Source organism: Adhaeribacter rhizoryzae, assembly GCF_008629685.1.
GTDB lineage: Bacteria > Bacteroidota > Bacteroidia > Cytophagales > Hymenobacteraceae > Adhaeribacter > Adhaeribacter rhizoryzae.
Window position 1 is genome coordinate 230,214 of record NZ_VWSF01000007.1, and the last position, 13,390, is coordinate 243,603.

Annotated in this window: 13 protein-coding genes; 8 read left to right on the plus strand and 5 right to left on the minus strand. The window is 43.3% G+C overall.

Annotated elements, in window-relative coordinates; translation table 11 throughout:
• The first annotated feature begins 152 nt into the window (after positions 1-152).
• From rbfA to F0145_RS11780, 5 genes are all read left to right on the plus strand, one after another.
• Positions 153-545 carry a 30S ribosome-binding factor RbfA gene (gene rbfA / locus F0145_RS11760; RefSeq protein ID WP_150088598.1) on the plus strand — a complete coding sequence of 131 codons (393 nt, stop codon included), beginning with the start codon at positions 153-155 and terminating at the stop codon, positions 543-545.
• A 13-nt stretch (positions 546-558) separates the two neighbouring features.
• Positions 559-1,371 (plus strand): class I SAM-dependent methyltransferase, encoded by an 813-nt coding sequence (locus F0145_RS11765; RefSeq protein ID WP_150088599.1) that lies wholly within the window; start codon positions 559-561, stop codon positions 1,369-1,371.
• Between the two features lie 146 nt (positions 1,372-1,517).
• Complete coding sequence (locus F0145_RS11770) at positions 1,518-2,747, plus strand: ABC transporter permease (protein WP_150088600.1); 1,230 nt, start codon at positions 1,518-1,520, stop codon at positions 2,745-2,747.
• 194 nt (positions 2,748-2,941) lie between these two features.
• Positions 2,942-5,890 carry a DEAD/DEAH box helicase gene (locus tag F0145_RS11775; protein WP_150088601.1) on the plus strand — a complete coding sequence of 983 codons (2,949 nt, stop codon included), beginning with the start codon at positions 2,942-2,944 and terminating at the stop codon, positions 5,888-5,890.
• Positions 5,891-6,029: 139 nt separating this feature from the next.
• Positions 6,030-6,467, plus strand: a complete 438-nt coding sequence (locus tag F0145_RS11780; protein WP_150088602.1) for an SRPBCC family protein — start codon at positions 6,030-6,032, stop codon at positions 6,465-6,467.
• A gap of 2 nt (positions 6,468-6,469) precedes the next feature.
• On the opposite strand, the gene F0145_RS11785 is transcribed toward F0145_RS11780, so the two are convergent.
• Both F0145_RS11785 and F0145_RS11790 read right to left on the minus strand, forming a co-directional pair.
• Positions 6,470-6,760 (minus strand): hypothetical protein, encoded by a 291-nt coding sequence (locus tag F0145_RS11785; protein WP_150088603.1) that lies wholly within the window; start codon positions 6,758-6,760, stop codon positions 6,470-6,472.
• Positions 6,761-6,876: 116 nt separating this feature from the next.
• Positions 6,877-7,617, minus strand: coding sequence for a hypothetical protein (locus F0145_RS11790; RefSeq protein ID WP_150088604.1), 741 nt, complete (start codon positions 7,615-7,617; stop codon positions 6,877-6,879).
• Positions 7,618-7,755: 138 nt separating this feature from the next.
• Between F0145_RS11790 and crtD the strand changes: the two genes are divergently transcribed.
• The 3 genes from crtD (at position 7,756) to F0145_RS11805 (ending at position 10,937) form a co-directional block, all read left to right on the plus strand.
• The gene (gene crtD / locus F0145_RS11795) at positions 7,756-9,231 is read left to right on the plus strand and encodes a 1-hydroxycarotenoid 3,4-desaturase CrtD (protein ID WP_150088605.1); all 1,476 of its coding nucleotides are present in this window, start codon (positions 7,756-7,758) and stop codon (positions 9,229-9,231) included.
• Positions 9,228-9,860: a carotenoid biosynthesis protein gene (locus tag F0145_RS11800; RefSeq protein ID WP_190277532.1), complete on the plus strand. Its 633-nt coding sequence runs from the start codon at positions 9,228-9,230 to the stop codon at positions 9,858-9,860. Before crtD ends, F0145_RS11800 begins: the two co-directional genes overlap by 4 nt.
• Before the next feature lie 138 nt (positions 9,861-9,998).
• Positions 9,999-10,937, plus strand: a complete 939-nt coding sequence (locus tag F0145_RS11805) for a DNA adenine methylase (RefSeq protein ID WP_150088607.1) — start codon at positions 9,999-10,001, stop codon at positions 10,935-10,937.
• 137 nt (positions 10,938-11,074) lie between these two features.
• Here F0145_RS11805 and F0145_RS11810 read toward each other — a convergent pair whose 3' ends face one another.
• From F0145_RS11810 to F0145_RS26195, 3 genes are all read right to left on the minus strand, one after another.
• Positions 11,075-11,614, minus strand: coding sequence for a hypothetical protein (locus F0145_RS11810; RefSeq protein ID WP_150088608.1), 540 nt, complete (start codon positions 11,612-11,614; stop codon positions 11,075-11,077).
• Positions 11,615-11,815: 201 nt separating this feature from the next.
• Positions 11,816-13,162 carry a vanadium-dependent haloperoxidase gene (locus F0145_RS11815; RefSeq protein ID WP_150088609.1) on the minus strand — a complete coding sequence of 449 codons (1,347 nt, stop codon included), beginning with the start codon at positions 13,160-13,162 and terminating at the stop codon, positions 11,816-11,818.
• A partial coding sequence (locus F0145_RS26195; RefSeq protein ID WP_190277533.1) for a hypothetical protein occupies positions 13,162-13,390 on the minus strand: 229 nt, incomplete at its 5' end. The genes F0145_RS11815 and F0145_RS26195, both read right to left, overlap by 1 nt.

Here is a 13,390-nt window from a genome sequence, read left to right on the forward strand (position 1 = left end):
TTGGCGCTTTTGTTACAAGCCAACCTAAACCCAACCAGCAACCAGACTTTGTACAGAATAAGCCCAAGTAGCAGCAGGGTAGTGGCCAACTCATAACTAAAGCCGGATAAAAGAGGTAAAAATGGGAAAATAATATGATATTTGCAGCTTCTATGGAAAGTAAACGACAACAAAAGTTTAGCCGGGTATTACAAAAAGAATTAGCCGAAGTATTTCAGCGCGATGTTTCGCATTTATTTAATGGCGCTTATGTATCTATTACCCAGGTGCGGGTATCGCCGGATTTGGGCGTAGCTAAAATTTACCTGAGTTTGTTACTGGCCAATAACCAGCAGGAGGTATTGCAGGTAATCAGAACCAATACCAAAGCCATTCGGCACGCGCTGGCCCAACGCATAAAAAACCAGGTGCGGGTAATTCCCGAATTAATATTTTACCTCGATGACAGTGCCGAATACGCCGCGCACATGGATAAAATTATTTCGGGTTTAGATATACCGCCGCCCAGCGAGGAGGACGACACCGAGGATGAAAGTACCCGCTAATATATTATTTTAAATGCAATACGACCCGATTAAACGCGTATTAGGCGATACGTTTAAGAAAACACCTTTTCTGCGGCGCCTGTTTTATAACCTGCTCGATTTATTATTGCTGCGCACCTGGCACGTGCATAAAGAGCTGCGGACCTGGGCCCAGGGTAAAAAAGATAAAGCTCAGCATATATTAGATGCCGGTTCTGGTTATGGCCAGTATACCTATTATTTATCGGGCCTGAGCACCGCCTGGAAAATAACCGCTGTAGATGTAAAAGAAGAACAAATTGCCGACAGTAACCATTTTTTTGCCCAGATTGGGCGCGGCCGGCAGGTAAGATTTTCGGTAGGCGATTTGGTAACGTACCGCCAGCCCAACGCTTATGATTTGGCGCTTTCGGTAGATGTAATGGAGCATATTCTGGAAGATGTGGAAGTTTTTCGTAATATTCATGCTTCTTTGCGGCCGGGCGGCATGCTGCTGATTTCCACGCCCTCAGATCAGGGCGGCTCGGATGTACACGGCGACGAGGAAAGCTCTTTTATAGAAGAACACGTGCGTGATGGCTACAACATCAACGAAATTCAGGATAAGTTAAAGTTAGCTGGTTTCTCCAAAATAGCGGCGCGCTATTCGTACGGCAAGCCGGGCCAGATTTCCTGGCGCTTATCTATGAAATACCCCATTCTAATGCTAGGCAAATCAAAAGCTTTTTTCCTGCTGCTGCCGTTTTATTATTTAATTACTTTTCCGTTTTGCTTGGTGCTAAACTACCTGGATGCTAACCAAACGCACCCAACCGGCACCGGCTTAATTGTAAAAGCCTGGAAGTAAATTAATTGTTGCATTGTTAAATTGTTGATTGTAATAAGTAATTTTTTAAGGAATATTATCTTCTTTTAGCATGAGCATTAACTAAGCTAATATTTTGCCGTTAAGCTCACAACAATTTAACCATTAAGCAATTCAACAATAAAAAGATGAATGTTCCGCTTCTGATAGCCAAACGTTATTTCCGTTCGAAAAAGAAAAGGAATATTATCAGCATTATTTCCAATATTTCCATGATTGGGGTAGCTGTTGGCTCGGCGGCGCTCATTATTGTGCTATCGGTGTTTAATGGCCTCGAAGATTTAATCCGGAGTATTTACGGCAGCTTCGATCCTGATTTGCGTGTAACGGCGGTAAAAGGCAAGTCGTTTGAAACAGATGCTGCTTTTCTGGAACGTCTCCGCAAAACGCCCGGCGTAGAGCTCCTGACCGAAGTAATAGAAGATAATGCGCTGCTCCGCTACGAAAACCGGCAGAAAGTAATTAAGCTAAAAGGCGTAACCAATAATTTTTTCGGGCAAAATAAAATAGATTCATCGGTAATAGAAGGCGATTACCGGTTGCGGCGCAATGGCTATAATTATGCTTTAATTGGGCGGGGTGTGCAATACGAACTTTCTATCAGGGTGCAAAACGCCATTATTCCCATGCACCTGCTTTACCCCAAAAACAAGAAGAACGTTGCTTTATCGCTCGACCCCGAAGATGCTTTTAACGAGAAATCGATTATGGTAGGAGGGGTGTTTGTGATAGAAAAGCAGTACGACGATAATTATGTTTTTGTGCCTTTAAATTTTGCCCGCGACCTAATGGATTACGGCGCCCGGCGAACCTCCCTCGAAATAAAAGTGGTTTCCGGCGAATCGGTGAGTAGGGTGCAGAAACGGCTAAAAGAAGTGTTGGGCTCAGACTTTAACGTACTGGATAGCGATGAACAACACGTAAGTTTGCTGCGGGCGGTAAAAGTAGAGAAGATGTTTGTTTTCCTAACGTTTGCCTTTATTTTACTGATAGCCTCTATTAATATCTTTTTTTCGCTTTCGATGCTGGTAATTGATAAGAAAAAAGATATTGCTATTTTAACAGCCATGGGAGCCAGCCCTAAAATAATCCGGAATATATTTTTAGCCGAAGGCGGTTTAGTGGCAATAATTGGGGCTATTACGGGCTTATTGGCCGGTTTTATTGTTTGTTGGGTACAGCAAACCTACGGCATTATTTCTATGGGCATGGCCACAGCACTCGTAGATGCTTACCCGGTAAAAATGCATTTAGTAGACTTTTTGCTCACAGGGCTCACCATTATTATTATAACCTTACTGGTTTCTATTCGTCCGGCCATTAAGGCCGCTTCCGTAGACCCCAAAACCACGTTGTAAAATCCAACGAATATTTTAATTGTGCAACTCCCCTGAAAGTTGAGGCAAATCTTATGTCTTAATAAATATTCAATATTTGCTATTTTGTGTTTCAAAAACTGAAGTAAAAGTTAGGTTTTACAAAAAAATAATTGGTAAAAAGCCTTTGGTTTAAAGAAAAATGTTAATTTGGAGGTCTGATACTTTGGAAAATCATGAAGGTATTCACGACGCAGCCTTTTGTAGTTATTTATTCGCTGTTTGCGCACGAATACCTGGGGTATTTGTTCGAATCTTTTGTAGTGCAGGTAAACACCAAAGGACAACTTACCCTACAGCACCAGAATATTTCGCCTAAAAATGCCGATGAATTTTCGTCGAGGTTGGATGCTGTTGATTATAAGCTTATTAGCTTAATTGAGCAGATTCAGCAGGAAGCCGTAATGAAGAAATTTGCGGTAAAGAAAACCACCGTTGCCGATTTCTTTCTGAAAACCTTTGACCCCGAAAAAGGCGACAAAGTGTTGCAAGATACCATTTGCCGGTTTGTGCAAGGCCGTATGGCCAAAATATTAGATCTGCTGCGCCACAATAAGCAGGTGTTTATTATGGGCAAAGACGGCGAGCCCACCTGGAAAGAAATTAAACTAGCCTCAGAAAAAGCCAGCATTTTATTTCATTTCCGGCGCAACGAAGAAAACACGCATTATTTTCCTACGATTAAATACGCCGGCGAAAAGCTGGAATTTCAATACAAAGATGGTGTGCTGGTGTGCAACGAACCGGCCTGGCTGCTGTTGAATGGTGTATTGTACAGTTTTCAGAAAGATGTAGACGGCAAAAAGCTGCAGCCTTTCCTGAACAAAAAATTTATTTTAATCCCCCGCAAGGTAGAAGAAGCTTACTACGAAAAGTTTGTAGCGCCGCTGGTAGAGCAGTTTGATGTATATCCCAAAGGCTTCGAAATCCGGTCAGAGAAATACGTGCCCAGCGCCCACTTAACTTTTTCGGAAATTGCTGAAAATGAAAATACCCCGCAGCTTTTTGTAAACGGCAACGGCCACCTGAATGGCAATGGCCTGAACAAAAATAATGGTGGCGGCAAAATATTATTTCACTTATCGTTTAAGTACGGCGAGCACACCGTTTCTACGCAAGATATTAAACGGGTTAGCGTTAGCCTGGAGAAAACCCCGGAATCTTACGTGTTTCACCGGCTTATCCGCGACATTGACCACGAAAAAGAATTTATTAAAGAACTGAACAAGCGCGAGCTGGAAGTTAAAAACGGCAAAGCCTATTTAGATAAAACTTTAGCTTTTGCCTGGCTAGCTGCCCACGCCCAAAATTTACAGGAGCAGGGCTTTACCATTAAGCAGCTTAACGGTGCTGCTAAAAATTATTTCATTGGCGAAGTAAAAGTAAGTGTGGGCATTCGCGAAAACACCGATTGGTTTGATATTTATGGTACGGTCCATTTTGGTGAGTTTGAAGTGCCATTTATTAAGCTGAAGCCATATATTCTTAATCGTAAAAACGAGTATAAGCTGCCCAACGGCCAAATCGCGATTATTCCGGAAGAATGGTTTACGCAATATATTGAGTTGTTTGCTTTTTCGGACGGCGACGATACCGAACTAACGTTGCGCAAGCACCATATGGCGCTGGTAAACGAGTTGCAAAACGGTAACCTTGCGGTAGTAACCATGAGCCGCAAGCTGGAAAAACTGCGCGAGTTCGAAACCATAGAAGATAAGCCCATGCCGGTTGGCTTTAAAGGCGAACTGCGGCCTTACCAAAAAGCCGGCTATAACTGGCTGCACTTTGTAAAAGATTATAAGTTTGGCGGTTGCCTCGCCGATGATATGGGTTTGGGTAAAACGGTGCAAACCTTGGCCATGCTACAGTTTCAGAAAGAAAACGGTGCCCAGAGTGCCTCTTTGCTGGTAATGCCTACCTCCCTTATTTATAACTGGGCAAACGAAGCGCAACGCTTTACACCGGGTTTACGCATTTTAAACTATACCGGCACGTACCGCGAAAAAACGGTTTCACAGTTTAAACACTACGACTTAATTTTAACCTCTTACGGAATCGTTCGGCTGGATAAAGAACTCCTGAAAGGATATTTATTTGATTATATTATTCTGGATGAGTCGCAGTCGATTAAAAATCCAAGTTCTAACACATCGTTGGCGGTCCGGGAGCTTAAATCAAAACACAAACTTATCCTGACTGGTACGCCCGTAGAAAACAGCACCATGGATTTATGGTCGCAGATGTCGTTTATTAACCCGGGCTTGTTGGGCAACCAAAGTTTCTTTAAAGAAGAATTTTTAAAACCAATTGAAAAAGAAAAAGACGAGGTTAAAACCAAGAAGCTTCATTCTTTAATAAAACCATTTATTCTGCGCCGACATAAATCGCAGGTAGCCAAAGAACTGCCCGAAAAAATAGAGCAGCTAACCTACTGCAAAATGACTGAGGAGCAGGAGAAAGCTTACGAAGAAACCAAATCTTTTTATCGAAATAAAATATTAAAAGGTTTGGAAGAGCAGGGCATGGTAAATACCCAGTTTATGCTGTTGCAGGGCCTGATGAAACTCCGCCAGATTGCTAACCACCCGCGTCTGGCCGATACCGCTTACGAAGGTGAATCGGGTAAGATGAAGGAAATATTGCGCATGATCCGGAATGTGGTAGGGAAGGGGCACAAAGTTTTAGTGTTTAGCCAGTTTGTAAAGCATTTAGATATTGTGCGGGCTGCCCTGGATGAGCGCCATATTACTTATACGTACCTGGATGGCAACACCAAAAACCGGCAACAGCAAGTAGACCGGTTCCAGACCGACGAAAGCATCCGGGTATTCCTGATCTCGCTGAAAGCGGGTGGGGTAGGGCTTAACTTAACCGCCGCCGACTACGTGTTTATCCTGGACCCATGGTGGAACCCGGCTATTGAAGCGCAGGCCGTGGACCGCGCGCACCGCATTGGCCAGCAGAATACCGTTTTTACCTACAAATTTATTTCGAAAGATACGGTAGAAGAGAAAATATTGGCGCTGCAAAACAAAAAGCTCCAACTCGTAACCGACCTGATTTCGACGGATGAAAGTGTAATCAAAAATTTAACTAAAGCTGATATCGAGAATCTGCTGTCGTAGGAGTAAATAACGGTTAGCAGCTGGCGTTGCATTCGAGATAATATTCGTCAGTAGGGGGTATTAATTTAGGAATATCTCTCCTGACAAATAACCTTTTATCTTTAAAGCTGTTGGTTAAGAAAATAAAGTAAACGCTGCTTTGCGAATCGCTATTCACACCGAGGTAAAACAAGATTATCTTTCGGTTTACCATAAATTTAACCAGCAATTATTTCTGGCGTTAGCTCCACCATTCCCGGAATTTAAACTGCTTCGATTTGATGGCAGCCAGCCCGGCGATACAGTAGCGGTTGAATTAAATTTTGGTTTATTCCGCCAAACCTGGACCAGCCTGATTACGGAAAGCAAAATAACGGACCACGAAGCCTATTTCGTGGATATGGGACAACAATTACCCTGGCCTTTAAAATATTGGCGGCATCAGCATTTAGTTAAAAAAAATCCGGCCGGCGGCGCCATCATTAGCGATTTAATTCAGTACCGTACGGTTTTCTGGCTATTCGATTGGCTGCTTTACCCGGTAATGTGGGCGCAATTCAGCTTCCGGAAACCTATTTACCGGCGCTATTTCAAATAAAATTATTTATCCAGCATTTCGCGGGAAATATTTTCCCATTCTGCCGCTAACGATTCTTTTGGCATTTTGCGCCCGGCTTTATTGTACCAATAATTGGCATTCCAGTTATCGCCTTCTTTGCGGTGCAAGTACGCGTGAATTAAGCAATGCGTAGGCGTATTTACTTCCTGAATTATTTCGTGCGATTGGTGCCAGTTGCCTTTACCGTCGTACCACAGCGCCTGTAGTTCTTTGCTTAACCCTTTTGGTGGCGTGTCTTGGGCCAGGGTGGCTTTAAAATCTTCTAAAGTCATTTGGTGTAAAAGTAAGTACGGGGGTAAATTTAGGCAATAATATGCAATCGCAAATTCAGGTGGCTAGTGCGTTATTCGAAATATTAAAGGTAAAGCTGTATTATTTGGTATAAACCTTACAGCGGTTTAAAATACGGGAAAGCCATGGCCATGCGGTTACTTAAATTCAGAATAGTTTCGTGCATATTATTACCTAAGCCGGCGGTTAGGAGGCGCTCAAATTGCCAAAGTAATTCGTCGTTTTTACCATCGTAAATATTTACAGTAGCGGTACCGGCACTAGGGCCTACTAACCGTTTCGAGCGGCGCAAGTTCTCGAATGTTTTGGCTTCGCTTACCAATTTTTCGTCGCGTACAATGCTGCAGGTAATAATGGCATCTACGCCCAGCAAAGTTGCCAGTTTAGTAGGCGAAGTTATTTTCAGTTGCTCGGGGGTAAAGTTATTTTCCAACAGAATTTGTTGCGTTACCGATATATCCTGAAAATTTATGTTGTAATGATGAAAGAATTTTTCTTTTTGCAACGAAGCAAACATAATGGGGTACGCATTTTTAGCCTCTACAAAAGCGCGGTAATTTAAATCCTGCGCTGGGCTTTGGTCTACGTCGTCCTGATCAATAATTATTTCGATGGGCAGTATGGCAACCTGGTGGTGCTGCTGGGTGAGTTCTTTAAATTTTATATGCGTATATATTTTCCGGACGCCGCTCTCCACCGACTTAAACGTTAATTTTTTGAAGCTAAACTTAGGCTGCCGTATGTTTAATTCCGGCGCAGTTTGGTTTGTCTGGGCCACGCTGCTGTGGTAAGTCAGGCCCAGGACCAGGCACCATAAAAGGAGTAAATGTTTTTTCATAAGGTGTTTTTTGGAGGTATAACATATTCTGGCTCATTAATATAATAATTTATTCAGGTTAAAGAAAAAGCAAAGCCAAAACCATTTAATCTTTTTGTGGTTATCTCACCAATACTAAAATTTCTGTAGTTTAACTCTGTGAAAAAAGCAGCTATTATTGGGGCGGGTATTGGCGGCATTGCTTCGGCCATCCGGCTGGCAGTAAAAGGTTATAACGTAACCGTGTTTGAAGCCAGCGCAACTTATGGCGGCAAAATGAAGGAGTTTGTGCAGGATGGCTACCGTTTCGATACCGGGCCATCGCTGTTTACCATGCCCCAATTGGTAGACGAATTATTCTCTTTAGCCGGTAAAAACCCGCACGATTATTTCCGGTACCAGCGTTTAAATATTATTACCCAATATTTTTTTACCGATGGTACCCGCTTAACAGCTTACCGCGAACCCGAAAAATTTGCCGCTGAAGTAGAAGAAAAGTTAGGCGTACCGGCCGCCCGGGTAAAAGAATATTTAGCGAAGAGCGCCCAAATTTACGAAGCTACCGCGGCTACTTTTTTGCACAAGTCGTTGCATAAAGTAAGCACTTACCTAAGTCCGGATATCCTAAAAACCTTGCCCGCTTTGCCTGCTTTGGGGCTGACTACAACCATGCACGCCGCCAATGCGCAAGCTTTTTCAGATACCCGATTAGTACAACTACTCGATAGGTTTGCTACTTACAATGGCTCGGACCCTTACCAAGCACCGGCCACTTTAAACCTGATTCCGCACCTGGAACACAATATAGGTGCTTTCTATCCCGAAGGTGGTATTTATGCCATTGCGCAAAGTTTGGTTAAGTTAGCCGAAGAACTAGGAGTGCGTTTTAAATATAATTTACCGGTAACCGAAATAATTACGGAGAACCATAAAGTTACGGGCGTCCGGACAACGGCTGAAGTATTTTACGCTGATTTGGTAGTGAGTAATATGGATGTGGTGCCCACGTACCGCCGTTTATTGCCCCAAATCAAAGCGCCCGAAAAAACTTTGCAGCAGCCTCGGTCCAGTTCGGCGCTAATTTATTACTGGGGCATCCGGCATAGTTTTCCGGAGTTGCACCTGCATAATATTTTCTTTAGCCAAGATTACCAACAGGAGTTTCGGCACATTTTTCAGGAGAAAAATATTAGCCCGGACCCCACGGTTTATGTAAATATTACTTCTAAATATACCCCTACCGATGCGCCGCCGGGTTGCGAAAACTGGTTTGTGATGGTTAACGTGCCGCACAATGCTGGCCAGGACTGGCAAAACCTCATCCGGGTTGCACGTGAAACAATTATTCAGAAGCTTTCTAAAGTTTTGGCGGTAGATTTAAGTAGTTTAATTGTTACCGAACGCGTGTGGGACCCGGTGGGTATTGAGGCTGATACGTCTTCGTTCGCCGGAGCTTTGTACGGTAGTTCTTCTAACAACCGGATGGCGGCTTTTTTACGGCATCCTAATTTTACATCAAAAGTTAAAGGCTTATATTTTTGCGGCGGCAGCGTGCATCCGGGCGGGGGCATTCCGTTATGTTTGCTTTCGGCCAAAATAGTAAGCGATTTAGCGCCCAACCCCAATTCTGCATGAAAGATAAAAAAGTAGCTTTAGCCGTTTTTGTATTAGTTGTTTTTCATATAGTTGGTTTTTATGGGTTAGCTTTCAGCGCCAACCCAGCCTGGTTCCGGGAATTATCGGCGCTTAATTTATTGCTAACCAATTTTTTATTGTTCAGCTTCCATAAAACCTGGAATATTGCTTTTGCGGTGTTTGCGGTAATTGTTTTGCTGGTTGGTTTTTTCTCGGAAGTAATTGGGGTGCATACGGGCTTGCTGTTCGGAGATTACGATTATGGACAGGGCCTGGGGTATAAATTGTGGGAAATACCTTTAATTATTGCGCTTAACTGGCTTTTATTGGTTTACAGTACCGGTATACTGGTGCAAAAATTGTCTTGGCATTGGTTATTAAAAGCTTTCGCGGCGGCCGCCCTCATGGTACTGCTGGATATGCTGATTGAACCCGTAACCGCTGTACTTGATTATTGGACCTGGGCCGATTACCGTATTCCGGTTAGTAATTACCTGGGGTGGCTGGGGGTAGCCTTTGTGCTTCACTTGCTTTTTCAGAAATCCAGGTTTCAGAAGCAAAATGCTTTAGCGCCTTTTGTGCTGGGCGTGCAGTTCCTGTTTTTTATTGGGTTAAACTTAGTGCTGTAAACTAAGGGTTAAATAATTAAACCGTGTTTGGGATTTTAAAAAGCCATAAACCAATCAAAAAATCTTTTTGCCCGAAGCAATATTTTATAGTAAATCCTGTGCCTGCTGATTATTACCTTTGCTAACAGCGCGAATAACATGGTAGCAGGTACAAAAGAAAAAAATATTCAGGTAAAACCATTCTTGAAATGGGCCGGTGGTAAAACCCAGCTTTTAGGAGCCATCGAACACAAAATAATACCTTACTTAAAAGCCAGGGGCGAGGTAATTTACTTGGAGCCCTTTATTGGCAGCGGCGCCGTTTTATTCTTTTTACTTCGTAATTACCGGCAATATATTAAACAGGCTATTATTAGCGATATTAACCCGGATTTAATTAACCTGTATAAAATTATCCGGGATCAGCCGCAGGCTTTAATTGAACAACTATCAGCGTTATCCGAAACTTACTTTAGTTATGCTGCTGAAGCTGAGCGAAAAGCCTATTTTTATGCTGTTCGGGCAGCGTTTAACCAACTACAGGAAGATGCGGTAAAGAAAAGTGCCTTGTTGTTGTTTTTAAATAAAACCTGCTTTAATGGTTTGTACCGGGTTAATGCCAAAGGAGAATTTAATGTGCCTTTCGGCCGGTATAAAAAACCAAATATCTGCAACAAAGAAGTAATATTAGCTGATAGTGAAGCTTTGCAGCATACCGAAATTCTGCTCGGCGATTTCACTCAAACCGCTGCCTTTGTAGAAGAGAATACTTTGGTTTACCTCGATCCGCCTTATAAACCTATTAATAATACCTCCTCTTTTAATACTTACGCCAAAGAAGGTTTCTACGACGAAGACCAAATTCGGCTTAAAACGTTCTGTGATGCTATTCAGGCTACGGGAGCGTATTTTGTTTTAAGCAATTCCGATACGGCCATTTCGCCCGCAGAAGTTAGTTTTTTTGATGCTTTATACCAGGAATATACCGTAGATCGGGTAAAGGCCAAACGAGCTATTAACTCCAATGGCCAGGCCCGCGGCGAAATATCGGAATTATTAATTTCGAACGATGCGGTATGGCAAGTGCCGGTTAGTTAAAAAACTAATTGGTTAAGGTACTAATTTGCGGCTGAGGTTTGCATAGAAGCGCTTCTTCGAGAATATAAATGAAAGTAGTTGCTGCTTGAAGAAGTAAGCAAACTGCAAATTATACTGGTAGAGTAGTAACGCTTAACTCAAATATTTAAACGTGCTGCGAGGTTAATTATTCTTACCCCTGGTACTTCGTTTATGATGCGTTGCCGGGGAACCAGCCGCCCAACTGTTACATAAAATTTGTTTTTGCCTACCGGGGTAGATGTTTTTTTCTCTGGAAATTCAGGTAAATGTTGCTGAAACCAATCGCGGGTAGTTGGCATGGGCAATATGTGCAACTCTTTTGGCTCCAGGAAATAATAGAAAACGTAATCGGCTGCGGTGTATAGAAAGCACCCTGGCGTATTTTTAGCTTCGTTGCTGATGGTTTCCAAAAAATAATTGCCGGTTCCGTAATACCGGTCGCCTTTAATCTCAATTGTTTTTACGGCCCGATTACCATCAGAGCGGTAATACGTCCAGATAAGGTCAATGTCTTTGGCTTGGCAGGAGGGTTCGTCTTCTACATTCAGTACTTCTATGGTTTCTGGTTTATTCCGCAAATACGCTTCCATCTCTTTGGCAGCCTGCATTGCCACCGCCGAAGCCGCTGCCATACTATATTGCCGGAAAGTACTCATCTGCTTAATGGTTTGTTCCGAACCAGTTTAATCTCTGTAAAGAGATTTCTTAAATACTGGTCTTACGGAAGAAAATAAAAGTTAGCTGAATATTAACGCGGTACTTAGTTGTCTTTGAATTAACCGGAGGAGAAACTATATAAAAAAGCGCTCTTGTAACAGATAATAACAAGAGCGCTTTTTTGTGTGATATACCGTTATTTACTCTGTTTTACTGGTGGCGGCAATTACCGGAGGCTTCTGCGCTGCTTTGCTTAATACCCACTCGCCAATCTGCAAGCCTTGTGCACGACCGTTATCAATAGCATCCATAAAATGAATGCCGCCATAGAAACGGGATATGCCGGCTTCAATGGCCGCTTCTTGAAACGAATTAAATTTTCGGGCGGGCAAACCAAAACGCTCTTCTACGGTATCGGTGTATTTAAAATTATCGCCAAAATAATGGGTTAAAATTACGGCTGCCGCTGCCGAAATAGTAGAATGACCGCTCAGGTATTCCGGGAAAGGTGGCGTTTGCAGCAAAGGTTTCCAGTTCGGGTCTATATAACGGCGAATAGCAGTTTCGGGGCGTATCCGGTTGCTCCGGAATTTTTCGTCCCAGCAGGCAAGAAACCCGTCCATCAGCGAAATAGCGACTAGCGTATTAATTTTCATTGCTTTCGGGAAGTCTGTTTTGGCCTGCTTACAAGCAATAGCCGTAATACCCAACCAATGCGCCCCCGGCGATATTTTTTTCGTGCCTACCATTAAATGACCATTATCTTGTAAGGCAAACGGGTTGCAATCCCAGAAAGCTGCTATTTCTTGGTGTGCCTTGGGTAAGTTAGCGCCTTCCTGGTAAACATCGTGCAGCAGTTTATAAAAGGCGGAGTTCTTATCTTTAGAAAAAGCTACTGGCGGGGCTGGCTTAAACTGAATGCAGGTATCGAGGGTAAAAGACCGTACTGTGTTAAAGTAAGGCTCTACTGGGGCAAAAAAGCCGGGAGGAGTGGGGTACCAATGATCTTCCTGGTTAGTGGGAGCGTAACGCGGGTAATTGCTAATGCGGTTATATTTATCGGCTTTGGCGTAGGCCAGTATATTTTTGCTGATTGCCTGGGCGTAAGTTAATGAGTTTGCCATAACTTCTTCGGAGAAGCCTTCTTGCCGGCAGGAATCCAGAAACTGCTGTTGGTATTTTTCGAGCAAAGAGCCCGATGGCTGCATTTTCTTGGCCGTTTCCATCATGGCCAGCAACGCACTTAACTGATAATTATAGCCCACAAGTCCTTGTGGTTTTTCTATGCGGGGATATTTATTTAATACGCCATGCATGCTGCTGTAAGTGCTGTCGTTCTGCGACACTACCTCGTACCCGGCTAAGCAAGCGTAAGAAAAAAAGCGGGCAGCCAGCGGCGGGTTGGTAACATCGTTTATCATCAGGTCAGTCATTTCCGAAATAATCTGGCTGATGTGCTCGCTGTTAAATTTAATATCTGCTTCTGGTTTGCCGGGCTTGCAGGCAAAAAACAGCATAATTAATAAAAATGGGATTAGCTTTTTCATTATTTACTTATTTTAAAAGCTTTAAGAGGCTGTTGGTTCAGGCCGAAGAGTAAAGTATTATTTAGCTGGAGCACACTGCGCACATCGCCTTTGATGGCAAGCCCCGCCTGCCCTGGCGGCACATAGGTAAACTTACCCTTGCCGTCGCCTTGCAACAACACCCCGTAGTTGGCATCGTACCTGCCAAACCGCAGCCGCGCCTGGTGCTGGTTACCGGCTAAGAGCAAG